The following is a 17,506-nucleotide window of genomic DNA, read 5'->3' on the forward strand; positions in this document are numbered from 1 at the left end:
TTACAGCGAGGTCAGGTTGCCCTCAACATCCACCAGATAGACCCGAGACAGGCCGAGCTTTTGCTTGGCCATCTCGATCTCAGAGAGAGACATGAGGCAAAAGGCGGTCGAGGCTGCGTCCGCCAGTGCCGCCTTGCCGGCACCTTTTGCAACCACGGTCACGGTCGACCACATGGGCGCGCCGCCTTTGGGGTGCAGGATATGGGTCTCACCGCCCACCGTCATCGCCGCGGGACTGGAGGTCGCCATCGCCCCCGAGCTCAGGTGAAGCGCGCCCAGGCGCCCGGCTTCGGGGTCTTCCAGGCCAAGCCGGAACGACCCGCCCAAAGCGGTGAATTCCCCCATATTGATCAGCGCCTCACCATAGCCGCGCGCAGCTAAAAGAGCGGCGATCCGGTCCGTCGCATAGCCCTGCGCGATGCCGTTGAAACTGAGCTTTTGCCCCACACCCAGATTTATGTGATCCACCTCACGCGTGACCCGATCCAGACCGATCAAATCGCGGGCGGCTGTGACATCTTCACCCTGTGCAAGAGCCTCCCAGAGCGGCTGGATTGTTGGATCAAACAGGCCTTGCGTGGCGGCATGGACCTGATGTGAGAGCGCTAAAATCTCGCGCAGTTGGGGCGACAAAGCCCCCTGCCCAGACGCATTCAACTTCGACAGATCGGAGGCCGGATCATAGAGCGAAAAGCGCCGTTCCAAGGCACGGATTTCCGCGATCACCGCCTGTAAATCCGCCTCAATCAGCCCGTTCGCTCCCCGCAAATCAAGCGAAACCTCCGCGCCGAAGGCAGAGCCTGTCCAACGTTCTGTTGTGGCCTGCGCAGGCGATGCCAAGGCACAGGCGGACAGGGTCAGAAACCGACGCCGGGAAAGTCTCATGCCGCAAATTCCTCTTCTTTGGCCTGTGGTTTGACCTGCCGCTTCGCCGCCAGAACAAGTGGCACGCATTGGGTCGGATCATCATGGATTTTCACGCAATCAAGACATTGGAAACATTCATCATATTGGATTTCTCCGGTCTTCTTGATCGCCCCGTAACGGCATTTCACGCGGCAAAGCTGGCAAGGGCTTCCACAGTCCTCGCGTCGCGCGATCCAGTCACGGCCCCGGAGCAACCCTCCGATCGCCATGACCGCGCCCAAGGGGCAAACATAGCGGCAGAATCCTTTGAAAAAGACGAGGCTGGTGGCCAAGAGAAACACCGCATAGGCGACGTAAATCCACTCGCGCTGAAAGTAGACCGTTACGGCAGTTTTGAACGGCTCGATCTCAGCGGCTTTTTCGGCGTGATCCGGGGCCACGAAGGCCACCATGATCAGCCCCGCCAGCGCGACGTATTTCCCTTTCTTGAGCCGACGATCCCAGAGCGGCGTCGCCTCGCGTTGGCGCAGCCTCAAAGCCTTGCCGAGATGGTGCAACACCTCCTGCATCGCGCCGAACGGACAAAGCCAGCCACAAAACAGCCCTCGCCCCCAGAGCACAAAGCCGAGGATACTGACCGCCCAGATCATCAGCGAAAACGGGTCATACAAGAGCACAGAGAGGCTACCATCCCCCACGGCGGCGCGCAGAACGGCCAAGACCGTGACAACGGAGAGTTGCCCCTGTCCCCACCAACCGATGAACCCGATCACCACGCAGAGGATGCCGAGCCGCATCGCGGTGAAATACCGCTGAGCGGCAAAGCGGTGCATCAAGGGGCCGACAAGCACCAAAAGCGTGGTCAGGAACAGCGCGAGAGCGATCAGATCGGCTTTGCGATTGAACGCCGCCTCAAGCCAGCCGGGCAGCGGTTTGTGGACCTCGGGCACGATGTAAAGCCGCTCTGGCGCTTTGTAAGTCAGTTCGAAATGCGTGTCGCCGATCTCTGGCTGGAACATGCCATGTTCGCGCACGGCCTGCACCCGCAACACCCACTCCGAGATCGGATCGAACCCCAGCCGCCGGTCGGCGCGCAGGATCATTGCGGTCTCGGGTTCTGGCACATCAGAGGCCAGCTCGACCCATATGTCGGCATCGCGCAGCGCGACGGGAAAGCCGCCCTGCTCCGCCGACAGCCGATCCGGCGCGGTGTTGCGCACGAACTCCTCCGACACCAACCCGTGCCGCCCGGAGTCCATGACCAACAAAGGCTCTGCCTCGGGCGAGACCTCGAGAAACCGCTGCACCTCGGCATAGGTGCCGGGGGACAGGACCGCCCGCGCCACCGAGGGCGCGCCGATGTCGATGAGCCAGAGATCGAGGTAGCTGCCCTCGGGATCGGCCTGTGCCTCCGGGTCGTCATTGGCCCAAATCGTACCGGCAAAGCCGGCGTCCAGTTCGGCGTTGGTGACATGGAGATGACGCGCGATGCCCTGATCCACGAGATCGGCCCAGGTCAGCGCCTCATCGAAGTCGGGATCCGGTCGAGCGGGCGTACTTGTTGCGAGCCCCTGCATCTTGTCGCGAGCCACGATCAGCGCAGCGGCGAGGATGCTTTCATGCGCGATCCGCACGCTCGCTGTCGCCTTGCTCACCCCGTCGAGGTAGACCAGATCGGACCCGCCACCGCCCGCACCATAGGGCACGCCGACGACAAGGCTCTGGGTGATCGAGAGGCCGGGATATTGCGCCAGAAATTCGCGAAACGGCGCCTCGCCAAGGCCCGAGACAAAGACCGGTTCATATTGCGACAACAAGCGCACATCAATAAATGTGCCACTTTTATCCAAAAGAACCAATGCGTTAATCGGCTTTCCTGAGAAGCCAGGCAAAGGCGCAAGCGGGCCGGTTTCGAACACATAGCCCACCTCGGCCCCGCCGGAATTCAAAAGATGATAGACGCCTCGCGCGTCGATTTCCTCGCCCAAGGCGTAGGGTGGGACAATGAGGCTCGCGATTTCGTCACGCGGCAACGGCTCAGGTCCGGCGGCCGCGACCGACAGGGGAAAAGAGGTGAGCACGATCCAAATCAGTGCCCGCAGTGAGACAAAGAGGCTGCGCATTTGATCACGCTAACAATGCCCGTGCACGCAGCGAATACGACCAAAGTCCAGCACGCCCTGCGACCCTGCCCGCGCTACAGTCATGGTCGGAGGAGTTCATGCAGAAAACGCGGAGATATTCGGCGGGCTACACTGCCCTGTCCTTGGCGGGGCTGGTCGCGCTATGGGCGTTCGCGGCTTGGGTGAAAGCCGATCCGGAAACTCTGCCTTCGCCCATGGCCGTGCTGGCGGTGCTGGCCGATCTGATTGCGAAGGGCACGCTCTGGCCACAGATGCAGGCGACGCTCATCCGCGTGCTGCTGTCCTTTTCCGCCGCGATGATCCTTGGCACCGGCCTTGGAATTCTGCTCGGGCTGTCTCCGCGTCTCAATCGCCTCTTTGACCCTTGGGTGACGGTGTTTCTGAACCTGCCTGCACTGGTGGTCATCGTGCTCTGTTATCTCTGGATCGGCCTCAATGAGGTGGCCGCGATCACCGCCGTCACGCTCAACAAACTGGCGCAAGTGACAGTGACGCTGCGCGATGGCACAGGCGCGCGGGACAAACGGCTTGATGAGATGGCGGGCCTCTACGAAATGCCCCGCACGCGCTATCTACGCCACGTCGTTCTGCCGCAGCTCTCGCCCTATCTCGCCATCGCGGGACGCAACGGTTTGGCGATGATCTGGAAGATCGTGCTCGTCGTGGAATTTCTAGGCCGTTCCAATGGGATAGGCTTCAAAATTCACCTGCATTTCCAGAACTTCCAAACCGCACATGTGCTGGCCTATGCGCTCAGTTTCGTGGCCGTGATGCTTTTGATCGAGTTCGCAGTCATCCAGCCGTGGGAGCGCGCCGCGGGACGCTGGCGCGGCGACACAGGTAGCGGCACGGGCAGCGTCAAACCTCGGACTGCGGCGCCATGACAAAGCGCTCAAGGTCTTGCGGCGCGATGGGTTTGTAGAGGATTTTCACACCTGCGCCAAAACTGTGCTGCACCACCTCCGGCGAGCGGTTTGCGGTCACAAGACGCGCCGGAATGGGACCGTAGAGATCGCGCATCTGGCGGATGACCTCGATCCCGTCCATCCCGTCGCCCAACTGGTAATCGACCAGCATAAGATCGGGCACCACATCGAGTTCGGCGACCAGAGACAAAGCCTCTTCTCCGCTTTCCACTGCCACAACCGCCAGCCCCCATTTTTCAAGCAAAAGCGTCATCGCACGGCGCACATCCTCGTCGTTTTCGACCAAGAGCGCGATCAGCCCAAAAACCTGATCCGGGGCGGTGGGGGCAGATTGAAAACTCGCAAGATTTTGCGCCGCGACATGCCGCGCCTCGGCGAGATCAATGCCAAACACCGTGCCTTTGCCCACCTCGCTGTGAAGATGGATCGGATGACCTAATTGTGCGCAGGCACGATCCACAATGGCGAGCCCAAGTCCCATACCGACCGAGGCTGAGGCGGAGGTGCCAAGGCGATGAAATTCCTGGAAAATCGCCTGTTGGGAGACTTCAGGAATGCCGGGCCCTGTGTCGCGCACTTCAAGACGCACGCGCCCGTTCGCTTTGTGCCGCGCGCCCACCAGCACCCGCCCCTCGTCTGTGTAGCGGATCGCATTGGACAACAGGTTCTGTAAAATCCGCCGCAGATAGGTCGGGTCGCTTTCGACGATCTTATCCGTGCGCAAGACGCGCAGATCAATGCCCTTGGCGCGCGCCGCCGGAAGATATTCCTCGCGCAGCTGCAGCAACATTGGCGCCAAAGGCACCGGCATAATGTCGAGCGCGGACCGCCCGGCCTCCAGTTTAGAAATGTCGAGCAGCGCAGAGAGGATGTTCTCGACACTGGCCAGTGCGTTTTGCGCCTTCGCCAGCGTCTCTTGCGCCAGCGGGCTGGTCACATCATCCTCCGCAGAGGCTACAAAGAGCTTGGCGGCGGACAGGGGTTGCAGCAGGTCGTGGCTTGCGGCGGCGACAAAGCGTGAGCGCGCGGCGTTGGCGCGTTCCGCCCGCCCCAACGCATCTTCGAGGTCCAGCGTCCGGCTCATCACCCTCGCCTCGAGCGTCTCATTGGCCTGCGTCAGCTCTTCTAACGCTTGCCGTTCGGCGGTGACATCCATCACCGACATCACGAACCCGCCATCCGGCAGATCTTCGGCGGAGACCACCAGCACCCGGTTGTCGACATGTTTGAGTTCAAAACTGATCGGCACGCGCGGCGCCTGACCGTAGACCCATTTCAACAGCGCCTCGGGCGTCATCCCGTCATTCAGGCTCAGGGCCGTCTCAGCGCGCTGATACATCGTGTCGAACCGCGCACCGATCCGCATAAAGGACATCGGCAAGCCCATCAGATAGCCAAGACGTTGATTAAAGCCCGCAAGCCGCGCCTCTTTGTCAAAGATGCAAACCCCCAAGGAGACGTGCTCTAAGGTGGCGCGGATCATCTGGGCCTGATCGTCCAGCATCCGCCCCCGTGTTTCGCGTTCGGTCAGCACCAGATCAGAAACATCGGTCTGCAAGATCACGGTGCCATCGTCAGGGGTGCGATGTTCGGAAATCTGTATCCAGCGGTCGCCCTCCACATGGATATTGAACACCACATGCCGGTCCCTGTGCCGCTCGACCCGACGCTCCGCCCAGGCATAAGCCGTGTCCGTTTCGGTCAGATCGAGATGCTTGGATTTGCCGACCAGTTCGGCATAGTCTGAAAAGCTGATCCCCTCATGAAGCGCTGCGCGCACATCCGGCAAAAAACTCGCAAAACGCGAGTTATACATGACCAATACGTCGTCTGAATCGAACAGCGCAAAGCCGTCCTGCACCGTCTCGATCGCATTGGCGAGGTTGCGCCGCGCGGTGTCGAGATCGCGGTTCGCCTCCGCCAGCCGGGCGTTCGACACATTGAGCAGATCGAGCGCATACTCCAGATCGACTGTGCGTTGCCGGACCTGCTCCTCGAACATGGCGGCGCGCTGAAACTGGGCATAGGCGGCGCTATGTTCGTTCGAGCGCTGTTCCGTCTGACTCATCAGCACATCGACAATCTTCAACAGCTTTTCGCGGGAGCGTTCCGGGGTATCCGCCGGATTCAGGACAAAATCGGACGGACGGCTCATGCGCTCGTCTCCTCAGCAGGAGAGGCACCTGAACAGGCCGACAATTCGCCTCCGGTCATTTCGGAGTTAGGGGGATAGATTGCAACGCCGGTGAAGGTCTGGTTCACATGAATCGCACCGATCTGTTCGCCGTAGGTGGAGAAGCCCCGCACTTTGTGTTTTCGCAACAACGCGGAAACCTCGGATTTCTTCTGCGTTTGCTCGGCCTCGACGCGGCGAAAGATACAGTCAAAGGCCAGAACCATTTCCGGCGCCGCAGGCTTTGAGAGGGTTTCAAGCGTGTTGCTCAAATGGCCAACCATGTCCTTGGGTTCCGCCAAAGTCAGAACCAGCCCCTGATCAATCGCGGCAAAGAACGACATATCGCCATTCGGCTCCGCCGATTTGATCGCCCGTACATGGTGTTTGCCGCCGACCTGCACCACCACGGGGTTCGCAGCGAATACGCGGTCATTCAAAGCTGCCGGGTCCTGCCCGATCAGGCGCGCATATTCCACCGCAGCGGGTTCCGCGTTGATCTCCTTAACGACACGGGTGTCCGGCTCGGCCTCGGTGACGACCATGCGCTTTTCGGTGACCTGAAAATGATCGTAAGAAAACACCCGCACCGGGCAATGGGTGCGGAAGAACGTCAGCATCGCCGCGTTTTCGGTGATCTGGCGGCCATTGAGCAGAAAGGTTTCCTTGAACCGCACCCCATCGCCCGCGGAGCCGCCAAACAAAGGCACAGGCCCCAGCCCAGAGGCCAAGGCGGCGGTCAACGCGTCTTCGCGCTCCGAGAGGCCATCGACCAGGAGCATCGCGAATTCATGCTCGAAATGCGGGTAGCGTTGCGACAGGATTTGCCGCGCCCGGACCAGGCCGCTCATCAGGTCTTGAGACGTGCAAGCCTTGAGATCAGGCACAAGGATGGTTTCGACGCCGAAATGTTCGACCGGAAAGCCGACTGCGAGGATCTTGTCCTCGTCATAGCCCTGCGCGGTCAATTCGCCCGCCGTCGAACAGCCCATCACCCGCCCCCAAGGCACCTCTGCCTTGATCTGGCGCGCCAGAGCCACGCGATCCACACTGGGCGCGATGAACATCAGGACGATAGAAAACGGACCCTTGCCGAGCTTTTGCACCAACTTCCGGATCGCCTCCGGATCATCTGCCTCGACCTCGGCCGAGTGCACCACGGGGGCGCCCGCGCCAAATCCCGAGCCGCTCCCTGCGCCAAAGGTCGCACCGAAAGCTGCGTTCTGTTGTTTCATGCTGTCCTCCGTCCCTCATGAGAGGGTGACGGAAAGTCAGGTGTCAGGCAAGAGGCTGTTGAAATTGGCTTCTTGGGCGATGAGCACGGCTTGTGTCCGGCTTTGCACCCCCAGTTTGCGCATGATGGCCGTCACATGCGCCTTGACCGTGGTCTCGGCGATCGAGAGTTCATAGGCGATTTGCTTGTTCATCTGCCCCTCGCAGATCAGCTGCAAGATCCGCGCCTGTTGTTTGGTCAGATGTGACAGACGGATGAGCGCCTCTTCGCCGGAACTCAACGGCATATTGGCGTCGCCTTCAGAGTATGCACCTTCGGGGGCGTAGATTTCGCCATTGGCGATATGCTCAAAGGCTTTGCGGAACACATCGCGCGGCGAATGTTTCGGCACAAAACCCGCCGCCCCCACACGAATGGCCGAGCGCACCACGCGCGGCTCCGCCATAGAGGAGACGATTACAACCGGCGTGCGTGGGCAAATTTTGACCAAACGCACCAAGCCATCGAGCCCGTTCACATCCGGCAAATTGAGATCGAGAAGGATCACATCCGGCTCAAGCCCGTCTTCCAGCACCGTCAAAGCCTCTTCGAGCGCGCCAGCGGTCTGCACACGCTCAATCCCCAACCCCGCTTTCAGGGTCATCGACAAGGCATCACAAAAGAGCGGGTGATCATCAATGATCAGGGCATTTTGCAGCGCACCTTCGACGCGGATGGAGGGCTTATCGTTCATAGGAAAACCATTTCTCAACTGTCTCTATCTCAGCCTAACAGAGAGCAGCGTTGCCGGACATTGGCGAAAAGTCTATATTTTATTGCCGAGGCTTTCTGGTTGAATAGGCGCCGCTTTGGACGCCTGCGCGGTCTGCGCGCTTAGCCTCTCACCCCCAAATGCCCCATCTGTGGCGCTTGAAACACCTCGCTGAAATAGTCAAAGAACATGCGCGTCGCCTCGCTCCACTCCTGCCCCTTGCGCCAGGCCAGACCGACGTCCATCGACGGGATGTCACGGTCCACCACCACGGTGCCGATCCGGCGCCCTTCGAGTGACCATGGCCGGTGCACCATATCGGAGAGGATCGTCACGCCCTGCCCGTTGGCAACCATGGAGCGCACAGCCTCGGTCGAAGAGGTCCGAAGTTTGACCTTGGGCACCAATCCTGTTGGCCCCCAATATTTCATCGAGGTATGTGCCGCCTCGTCGACGGTCAGCATGATGTAATCCTCTTCGGCGATCTCCTCGAAATTCGCCTGACCCTGGATTTGCAGCGGATGGTTTTGCGGCACCCAGAGCCTTCGCGGTGAGCGCAACAGGGTTTGCGTGTCCAATTCGGGACTTTGCGTGTTCGAGGTCAAGAGCACCGCCATATCGAAGCGATTGGTGATCAGCCCCTCTTCGATGCTCTCGCGGTTCAACTCGCTCAGACGAATGTCGAGTTTGGGGAACCGGTGCTTGAGACGGTCGAGGTGGAAAGGCAGGAAATATCCGATCACCGTATAGGTCGCGGCGATGTTGATCGTGCCTTCGATCTCGGAATGCCCCTGAACCACATTGCGCGCCATTTCGACCTTTTCCATGATCTCGCGCGCCGCGCCCAAAAGTTCGCGCCCCGGGGGCGTCAATTCCATGCCATGCGCGGTGCGGACAAACAGGATGGCATCGAGATCCTGCTCCAACTCGCGGACGGCGGTGGTGATCGAACTTTGCGAAATTCTAAGTTCGCTGGCGGCGCGGCTGACCTGACCGAGCTCGGCGGTGGCGATGAAATATTTCAGTTGGCGCAGATTCATGATGCTGTCCCCGTTCGGATTCTCCGATGACTGGCGGAGTTTTATTCCGAAACATCCTGTCGCAGGACGCCGAAAACGTAAATTTCGAATTTACTGATATGCATTATCAATAAATCCAAACAACCTTGAGGGGATTTTATTTCAATTTCGCTCAATATCGCATCAAACCCCTGTTTAAAGTGATCTTCTGATCATCCATCGCCCAAAACATCATTCTGTTTTTTCGATAATGCACGAACAATATTTTGAATTTTACAACATGAAGATTTTTTTCAGAGGATGGGTCCAACAAGATTAAGGACCAGACATGCGAAAGATCATCGATTTGAATTGCGACATGGGAGAGGGCTTCGGACATTGGGTTCTGAGCGAAGCCCCCGATGAAGAGCTGATGGCTCTGATCTCCTCGGCCAACATCGCGGCCGGGTTTCATGCCGGCGATCCGAATTCTATGGATCGGGTGATCAAACTTGCACAGGCCTACGGTGTGGGCCTTGGCGCGCATCCCGGCTACCGCGATCTTCAGGGCTTTGGCCGCCGCTACATCAAGACCACCCCCGAAGAGCTGGTGAATGACATCATCTATCAGGTCGGCGCGGTGCGCGAATTCGGGCGCCGTCACGGCATTCGCCTGCAGCACGTCAAACCCCACGGCGCGCTCTACATGGAGGCCGCCGTCAACGAAGACCTGTCGCGCCACATGATCGAAAGTCTGGCGGCGATCAGCGGCGATCTCTTGATCTTTTGCATGGGGGGCTCGAAAACCTACGAGGTGGCCAAACGTCTGGGCCAGCCGGTGATCCGGGAATTCTATGCCGACCGCGACTATGGCGACGACGGCTCCATCGTCTTCACCCGCCGCGTGTCGCGGCCCGATCCCGACGAGATCGCCCAGAAATGTTTGCGTGCCTGCGTCGAAGGCAAGGTGACCACTGTCACCGGCAAAGATATCGACATCGCGTTCGAGTCCATCTGTTTCCATTCCGACACCCCCGGCGCGGTTGAGATCGGGCGCGCCATACGCGCTGCTCTCACCGAGAACGGGATCAACATCGCACCGGCCTCCGCCGTGCTCGAGACCGCCTGAACCGGTCCAAACAACAGGGAAAACAAAACATGAGCGACATCCAATCCCCCCTCCCCGGCACCTTCTACCACAAGCCCTCTCCTGAAGAGCCGCCCTTCAAGGCGCCGGGGGATGCGGTGGCCGTCGGCGACCAGATCGGTCTGATCGAAGTGATGAAAACCTTCATCGCAGTGACCGCAGACATCGCGGGCACCTTCAAAGGCTACAACGTCGACGACGCCACCCCCGTCACCGCAGGCGCCGTCTTGGCGGAGCTTGACTGACATGGCGATCCAACGACTGTTCATCGCCAACCGTGGTGAGATCGCCGTCCGCGTGGTGAAAGCCGCGAAAGCCCTCGGCATCCACACGATTCAGGCGCATTCCGAAGCGGACACAGAGATGTTGGCTGTCAAACTTGCCGATGAGGCCATCTGCGTCGGCCCCGCACAATCGAAAGACAGCTACCTCAACATCCCCGCGATCTTGGAGGCCGCGAAATCCACCAAAGCGGACGCGATCCATCCGGGCTATGGCTTTTTGTCCGAAAGCCCCGCCTTCGCCCGCGCCGTCGAAGAGGCGGGTCTGATTTTCGTCGGCCCCTCCGCCGACACGATCGAACGCATGGGCGACAAAGTTGCTGCCCGTCAGGCTGCGGAGGCCGCTGGCGTGCCGGTTGTCCCCGGGTCCGACGGGCGCATCGACGTCTCAGAGGCGTTAACTGTCGCCGAAAAGATCGGCTATCCGGTGATGATCAAAGCTGCCGCCGGTGGCGGTGGGCGCGGCATCCGCATCGCGAAAAACGAAGCCGAACTGAAAACGCTGGCCCCACAAGCTAAGGCCGAAGCCGAAGCCGCCTTTGGCGACGGGGGGCTTTATATCGAACGCGCGATCCTCTCGCCGCGCCATATCGAGGTGCAAATCCTGGGTGATGGCGAAACAGCCGTGCATTGCTATGAGCGCGAATGCTCGCTGCAACGCCGCCGTCAGAAAGTCTGGGAAGAAGCAGGTGCGATGTGCCTCGACGACGAGACCCGCGAAAACCTCTGCGCCTCAGCCGTGGCACTGGCCAAAGCGGTGAACTATCGCGGCGCGGGGACGCTTGAGTATCTCTACGATGAGGCGGCGAATGAGTTCTACTTCATCGAAATGAACACCCGCATTCAAGTCGAACACCCCGTGACCGAAATGGTCACCGGCGTCGATCTTGTGGCCGAAATGATCAAGGTTTGCGGCGGGGCGGCACTGTCGATGACGCAAGATGAGATCAAAAAGACCGGTCACGCCATCGAAGTGCGCCTCTGCGCCGAGGACCCGTTCCTGAACTTCATGCCTTGGCCTGGTGTGGTCTCGACGCTCAAGGAACCCACCGGCGACGGCGTGCGCTTTGATCACTTCCTCTCCGAGGGCTATCAAATCCCGCCCTTCTATGACTCCCTGCTGGGCAAGGTCATCGTCCACGCCGAGTCACGCGAGGCCGCCATCGACAAGCTGGTGGAGGCACTCGAAAGCATGGAAATCGGCGGCACGAAAACCACCGCGCCGCTGCATCTGGCCTTGGCCTCCGACCCGGAGGTGCGCAAAGGCGCCTTCCACACGCAATGGCTCGAGCCCTGGCTTGAGGCTGGCAACCTGTCCGCAACCAAAGGAGACGCCGCATGAAAACGCGTTACACATATGGCGGGGACGAACATATCTATGTCGAGATCGACGATGAAATGTCGCTCGACGCCTTCTTCATCGCGCTCTCTTTGTCGAACATGGTGCGCGAGGCGAATATCCCCGGCGTGACCGAGATCCTGCCCGCCAATGCCTCTTTCGAAGTGCGTTTTGATCCGGACGTGATCGCGCCTGACGCGATGATGGAGAAGATTAAAGCCTTCGAACATCAGGCTGAAGCGCAGGAAAAGCGCCTCGATACCCGGATCATCGAAATCCCGGTCTATTACGAGGACCCCTGGACCCACGAGACCCTGATGCGGTTCCGTGAGCGCCACCAAGACCCGACCGGCAGCGATCTCGATTACGCCGCGCGGATCAACGGCTATGATACGGTCGCCGATTTCATCGAGGCGCATCACAGCCAGCCGTGGTTCGTCTCCATGGTCGGCTTTGTCTCCGGCCTGCCGTTTCTCTACCAACTCGTCGAGCGCGACAAACAGCTCGAAGTGCCGAAATACCTGCGCCCCCGCACCGACACGCCGAAGCTGACGGTGGGCTATGGTGGCTGTTTCTCCTGCATCTATTCCGTGCGTGGCGCGGGCGGTTACCAGATGTTCGGCATCACGCCGATGCCGATCTACGATCCGGAGCAAAAGATTAGCTATCTCAAAGACTTCATGGTCTTCTTTAAACCCGGCGACATCGTGAAATGGAAACCCATTGATCGCGCCGAATACGACCGCATCACGCAGGCGGTCGAGGATGGCACCTACACGCCGCGCATCGCCGAGGTCGCTTTTGATCTCGACGCGTTCAACGACGACATGACCGGCTTTAACGCCAAGCTAATGGAGGCCCTCAATGACGCTTGAGATCATCAAACCCGGGCTTGCAACAACCATTCAGGACCTTGGCCGCCCCGGCTATTTCCACCTCGGCATTCCCGAAGGCGGCGCGATGGATCGCCTCGCGTTCCGGGCCGCGAATATGCTCGTCGGTAATGACGAAGGGGCCGCGGGATTGGAAGCCGTCTTCATGGGGCCGGAGATCAAATTCGGCGCCGAGATGAGCGTGGCCGTGACAGGCGCAGAGATGCCCATGTTCCTTGATGGTGAGCCGCGCGAAACATGGACCTCTTTTACGGTGAAACCCGGTCAAGTGCTGTCCTTCGGCTTTCTGAAAACCGGCGCGCGCATCTATATCGCCGTCTCCGGCGGCATCGACACGCCCCCCGCACTTGGCTCGCGGTCGACCTATCCGATTGGCGCGCTGGGTGGCTTTGAAGGCCGCGCCATTGCCGCAGGCGATGTGATCCCTGTCGGCGACCGACCGGTGGTGGCAGAAGGGCGCGTGGTCCCCGACGCGCTCCGCCGCCGCCCCGGCACCCCGGCCGAATTGCGCGTCCTGACGGGCCTTTATTGGCACCGTTTGACCGAAAAAAGCCAAAAGGCGTTCTTTGACGACGATTGGGTGGTCGCGCCCGAGGCCGACCGCATGGGCTACCGTTTCCGTGGCGGCCAGCCGATGGAATTCGTCGACCGTCCGCAGCCCTTCGGCGCAGGTTCCGATCCGTCGAACATCGTCGACGGCTGCTATTCCTACGGCTCCATTCAGGTTCCGGGCGGGCTTGAGCCCATCGTGTTGCACCGCGATGCGGTGTCGGGCGGCGGGTATTTTACCCTCGGCGCTGTGATCTCCGCCGATATGGACCTGATCGGGCAATTGCAGCCCAACACGCCGGTCAAATTCAAACGCGTCGACATGGATGAGGCGCTGGCCGCCCGCGCGGAGCGCAAAGCCATGATCGCAGACATGCGTCAGTCCCTCTCCTGAGGGGCCGACGTCCTTACCGGGGGCATGCGCCTCCAAACCACCATTGGGGCGTCCGCCCCAGCTCGTAAGTCAGAACACACAAAAAGCGGCACAAAGCCGCCGTCCCTGATGAACCAACAAGGAGTCAGAACCATGAAACTCGCCCTGATGACAGGCGCGGCCCTCGCTGCGCTGGCCACCGCCGGCTTTGCCGAAGACTGGTATCCCTATGAGGCCGAAGAGGTGACCCCCGCCTTCTCGACCGACGGGACCGCCAGCGCCGTCACCTACACGCCGCTCGAGAAAGCCGATGCGGCCTATGACATCTGCGTGTCCTTCCCGCATATGAAAGACGCCTATTGGCTCGGTGTGGACTATGGCGTCGCAGAGGAGGCCAAGCGCCTCGGCGTCAAGATGAACCTCGTCGAGGCGGGCGGCTACACCGAGCTCGCCAAACAGGTGAGCCAGATCGAGGATTGCGTCGCCGCAGGGGCCGACGCGGTGATCATCGGCGCGATTTCTTACGATGGCTTGAACAACGTGATCGCGGAAACCGCCGCCAAGGGCATTCCGGTGATCGACGTGATCAACGGCGTCTCCTCGCCTGATATCTCCGCCAAATCTCTCGTGTCCTTCTACACGATGGGCTTTGAGACCGGCAAATATCTGGCCGAAAAACACCCGGCGGGCAGCGATCCGGCGAAAGTCGGCTGGTTCCCCGGTCCGGCAGGCGCAGGTTGGGTCGAGGCCGCGAACTCCGGCTTCATGGCCGCGATTGAAGGCTCCGCCGTTGAAGTTCTGGAACCGCGCTATGGCGACACCGGCAAGGAAGCCCAGCTCAAGCTGGTCGAAGACGTGCTGCAATCCGATCCGGATGTGAGCTACCTCGCGGGCACTGCGGTGACCGCCGAAGCCGCACAGGGTCTTTTGCGCGAACGCGGTCTGACAGATGAGATCGGCCTTTTGGCCTTTTACATGACCCCCGGCGTCTACACCGGCATCCAGCGCGGCATGATCGCGGCGGCACCGGCGGATTCCATGGTCATTCAGGGCCGGATCGCCATGGATCAGGCCGTGCGGATCATCGAAGGCAAGGACTACGTCAAACACGTCGGGCCGAAGATCTTTGTTGTCGACAGCGACACCATCGGCGATCTGTCCCGCGATGCGATCCTGCCGCCGGAAGGCTTCCGCCCCGTCTTCTCCGTCGAGTGATCGCCTGATCCCTCTTTGATCCGAAGACTCGGGTGAGGCCTTGCCGTCTCACCCGATAGGAGGCCCCATGACTCTTCCTCTACTCACGACCCACAACCTCACCAAGACCTACCCCGGCGTGCGTGCCCTCGATGCCGTGGATTTTGATCTCATGGCGGGCGAAGTGCATGTTTTGTTTGGTGAAAACGGCGCGGGGAAATCCACGCTGATCTCCATGCTCGCAGGCGCCAACACGCCCTCCGAAGGCAAGATTTACCTCGATCATCACGAGGTGGCCTTCGACTCCGTGGCCCGCGCCAAGGCGCATGGCGTCTACACCGTGTTTCAGGAATTCTCCCTCATCCCCACGCTCACCGTGGCCGAGAACATGTTTCTCGGACAGGAGCCGCGCATGGGGATTTTGATCGATCATGCCGAGATGCGCCGCCGGGCGCAGGAAATTTTCGACGAGCTGGGATTCCCGATCTCCCCCACCGCGCAGGTCTCGACCCTGTCGCGCGCGCAGCAGCAGATGCTGGAGATTTCCAAAGCGTTTCACGGCGATCTGAAGGTGCTGATCCTCGATGAACCCACCGCCTCCCTGACCGAACGCGAGGTGGATCACCTGTTCCATTTCATCGAGCGGCAAAAGGCCAAAGGCGTTGGCATCATCTATATTTCGCACCGGATGCAGGAGTTCAAACGCATCGCCGACCGCATCACCGTGCTGCGCGACGGGGCCAAGATTGGCACGGTCGAGATGGCGGGCACCGATGAGGCCGCTTTGGTCGAGATGATGACCGGACGCCAGATTGCCGACATCTATCCGACCATCGCGACGGAACCCGGCGATGTGGTGCTTGAGGTCGCGGATCTCGCCACCCCCGGTGTGGCCCGCTCTTCGCTCAGCCTGCGCCGAGGCGAGGTTCTGGGTGTGGCGGGCTTGGTCGGCTGTGGCAAATCGCGGTTCTTCCGCGCCATGATGGGGCTTGGCCCCCGACGTTCCGGCACGGTCCACTTGAACGGGCACGACATCACCGGACTGCCAACGCGCGAGATCATCCGCGCAGGTCTCTATTACCTGTCGCCCGATCGCAAACACGAGGGGCTGGATCTGGCCAAGACCTCGAACGAGAACCTTGCGCTTAATGTCGTGACCTCCGGTGCGCCCGTCAAACGCGGCTGGATCGACTGGCGCACGGTGCGTGATACGGTGGCCGAGATCGCCACGCGGGTCGAGCTGCCCGAAGATTACCGCGCCCGGCGTGTGTCGCAACTCTCCGGCGGCAACCAGCAAAAGGTGCTCTTCGGCAAGGCCTTTGGCCAGAAGGCCGATGTCTATATTTTCGACGAACCCACCGTAGGCGTCGATATGGGCACCCGCGCGGCGCTTTACCTTAAAATCAAGGCTCTGGCCGAAGCGGGCAAGGCGGTGGTCGTGATCTCCTCCGATCTGCCCGAAGCAATCAACCTGTCCCACCGCATTCTTGTCTTCGCCAATGGCCAGGTCTCGGCAGAGCTGCCGCGCGCTGAGGCCAGCGAAGACACCGTCCTGAGATATTTCTTCACCGAAAGCGAGCCCGTCCAATGAGCGATGCAACCGCACCGGCGCAGGTCACACCGCGCGCCAACCCGATCAAAACCCTGTTCATCCGCGTGGGCGTGTTGCCGTTCTTTCTGGGCATTGCGCTGGTGGTGTTCTCCTTTATGTCCGACAAATTCCTGACCGGGCAGAACCTGATGAATGTCGCGCGCCAGTCGGTCTATCTGGTGCTCGTCTCCTTGGGGCAGATGCTGGTCCTGGTCTCCGGCGGGTTCGACCTTTCGGTCGGCACCGCGATTGCGCTGACCTCTGTGGCCTCCGCCCTGTCGATGACATGGGCCGCAGGTGTCTTTGACAGCGTGTTCCTGATCATCGCCATCGGCATCCTCGCGGGCGGCTGCGTCGCGCTGATCGTCGGGCTGATCAACGGCGTGGGCGTGGCCTATTTCGAGGTCTCACCTTTCATCATGACGCTGGGTGTGTCCTCAGTGGGCGCAGGGCTTGCGCTTTTCATGACCGGCGGCATCCCGATCTCCGGCCTGCCCATTGCCTTTGGCGACACCTTCGGCTTCGGAAAATGGTTCGGTGTGCCCGTGCCGGTGTTCATTGCGGTGATCTGTATCGTCGTGATGTGGCTGATGATGCCGCGCACCACGCTTGGCACCCGCATCTATGCGGTGGGCGGCAACATCAAGGCGGCGCATTTGTCAGCCATCGACACCAAGAAGACGCTGGTTCTGGCCTATGTGCTCTGTTCACTGATCGCCGCGCTGACCGGCGTGCTTTTGACCGCCCGCGTGGAAAGCGGCGAGGCCAATCTCGGTGGCACCATGGCACTTGAGTCGATCGCCGCCTGTGTCATCGCGGGCGTGTCTCTGAGAGGCGGCATCGGGCGGGTGCAGAACGTGGTCTTGGGCGCGTTTTTTATCGTCATGGTGCAAAACGGCATGAACATCGCGCGGGTGAGCTCCTACATGCAGATGGTACTGCTGGGCAGCCTGCTGATCCTTGCGGTGATCTTTGACCAGATGCGCTACCGGATGATCATGCGCGGCGCGTGACCGCGCGTGTCATGAACGAAGCACAAAAACCGC

At 60.5% G+C, this 17,506-nt stretch carries 15 protein-coding genes; 9 read left to right on the plus strand and 6 right to left on the minus strand.

Going from position 1 to position 17,506, the window contains the following annotated elements; genetic code table 11:
- Both J5Y17_RS07610 and J5Y17_RS07615 read right to left on the minus strand, forming a co-directional pair.
- Window positions 1–885: an FAD:protein FMN transferase gene (locus tag J5Y17_RS07610; protein ID WP_219784640.1), complete on the minus strand. Its 885-nt coding sequence runs from the start codon at window positions 883–885 to the stop codon at window positions 1–3.
- On the minus strand, window positions 882–2,990 hold the full coding sequence (locus tag J5Y17_RS07615; protein ID WP_219784641.1) for a 4Fe-4S binding protein: 2,109 nt from the start codon (window positions 2,988–2,990) through the stop codon (window positions 882–884). Before J5Y17_RS07615 ends, J5Y17_RS07610 begins: the two co-directional genes overlap by 4 nt.
- Before the next feature lie 98 nt (window positions 2,991–3,088).
- Between J5Y17_RS07615 and J5Y17_RS07620 the strand changes: the two genes are divergently transcribed.
- Entirely contained in the window at window positions 3,089–3,895 is an 807-nt protein-coding gene (locus J5Y17_RS07620; RefSeq protein WP_219784642.1) for an ABC transporter permease, read from the plus strand.
- Here the strand turns inward: J5Y17_RS07620 and J5Y17_RS07625 are convergent.
- The 4 genes from J5Y17_RS07625 to J5Y17_RS07640 form a co-directional block, all read right to left on the minus strand.
- Window positions 3,870–6,092: a PAS-domain containing protein gene (locus J5Y17_RS07625; RefSeq protein ID WP_219784643.1), complete on the minus strand. Its 2,223-nt coding sequence runs from the start codon at window positions 6,090–6,092 to the stop codon at window positions 3,870–3,872. The genes J5Y17_RS07620 and J5Y17_RS07625 overlap by 26 nt on opposite strands.
- Window positions 6,089–7,345 (minus strand): FIST N-terminal domain-containing protein, encoded by a 1,257-nt coding sequence (locus J5Y17_RS07630; RefSeq protein ID WP_219784644.1) that lies wholly within the window; start codon window positions 7,343–7,345, stop codon window positions 6,089–6,091. The genes J5Y17_RS07625 and J5Y17_RS07630 overlap by 4 nt, the downstream gene beginning before the upstream one ends.
- Before the next feature lie 36 nt (window positions 7,346–7,381).
- Window positions 7,382–8,077, minus strand: coding sequence for a response regulator transcription factor (locus J5Y17_RS07635; RefSeq protein ID WP_219784645.1), 696 nt, complete (start codon window positions 8,075–8,077; stop codon window positions 7,382–7,384).
- Window positions 8,078–8,217: 140 nt separating this feature from the next.
- Window positions 8,218–9,135 carry a LysR family transcriptional regulator gene (locus tag J5Y17_RS07640; RefSeq protein ID WP_219784646.1) on the minus strand — a complete coding sequence of 306 codons (918 nt, stop codon included), beginning with the start codon at window positions 9,133–9,135 and terminating at the stop codon, window positions 8,218–8,220.
- 307 nt (window positions 9,136–9,442) lie between these two features.
- On the opposite strand from J5Y17_RS07640, the gene J5Y17_RS07645 reads away from it, so the two are divergent.
- The 8 genes from J5Y17_RS07645 (at window position 9,443) to J5Y17_RS07680 (ending at window position 17,473) form a co-directional block, all read left to right on the plus strand.
- Window positions 9,443–10,222, plus strand: coding sequence for a 5-oxoprolinase subunit PxpA (locus J5Y17_RS07645; RefSeq protein ID WP_219784647.1), 780 nt, complete (start codon window positions 9,443–9,445; stop codon window positions 10,220–10,222).
- Between the two features lie 29 nt (window positions 10,223–10,251).
- Window positions 10,252–10,485, plus strand: coding sequence for an acetyl-CoA carboxylase (locus tag J5Y17_RS07650; RefSeq protein WP_219784648.1), 234 nt, complete (start codon window positions 10,252–10,254; stop codon window positions 10,483–10,485).
- A 1-nt stretch (window position 10,486) separates the two neighbouring features.
- On the plus strand, window positions 10,487–11,863 hold the full coding sequence (locus J5Y17_RS07655; RefSeq protein WP_219784649.1) for an acetyl-CoA carboxylase biotin carboxylase subunit: 1,377 nt from the start codon (window positions 10,487–10,489) through the stop codon (window positions 11,861–11,863).
- Window positions 11,860–12,735, plus strand: coding sequence for an allophanate hydrolase subunit 1 (locus J5Y17_RS07660; RefSeq protein ID WP_219784650.1), 876 nt, complete (start codon window positions 11,860–11,862; stop codon window positions 12,733–12,735). The genes J5Y17_RS07655 and J5Y17_RS07660 overlap by 4 nt, the downstream gene beginning before the upstream one ends.
- On the plus strand, window positions 12,725–13,696 hold the full coding sequence (locus J5Y17_RS07665) for a biotin-dependent carboxyltransferase family protein (protein ID WP_219784651.1): 972 nt from the start codon (window positions 12,725–12,727) through the stop codon (window positions 13,694–13,696). Before J5Y17_RS07660 ends, J5Y17_RS07665 begins: the two co-directional genes overlap by 11 nt.
- 132 nt (window positions 13,697–13,828) lie before the next feature.
- Window positions 13,829–14,890 (plus strand): TMAO reductase system periplasmic protein TorT, encoded by a 1,062-nt coding sequence (gene torT / locus J5Y17_RS07670; protein ID WP_219784652.1) that lies wholly within the window; start codon window positions 13,829–13,831, stop codon window positions 14,888–14,890.
- Window positions 14,891–14,957: 67 nt separating this feature from the next.
- On the plus strand, window positions 14,958–16,460 hold the full coding sequence (locus J5Y17_RS07675; RefSeq protein ID WP_219784653.1) for a sugar ABC transporter ATP-binding protein: 1,503 nt from the start codon (window positions 14,958–14,960) through the stop codon (window positions 16,458–16,460).
- Window positions 16,457–17,473: an ABC transporter permease gene (locus tag J5Y17_RS07680; RefSeq protein WP_219784654.1), complete on the plus strand. Its 1,017-nt coding sequence runs from the start codon at window positions 16,457–16,459 to the stop codon at window positions 17,471–17,473. The genes J5Y17_RS07675 and J5Y17_RS07680 overlap by 4 nt, the downstream gene beginning before the upstream one ends.
- The last annotated feature ends 33 nt before the right edge of the window (window positions 17,474–17,506 follow it).

It is taken from the genome of Celeribacter sp. PS-C1 (assembly GCF_019429625.1).
GTDB lineage: Bacteria > Pseudomonadota > Alphaproteobacteria > Rhodobacterales > Rhodobacteraceae > Celeribacter.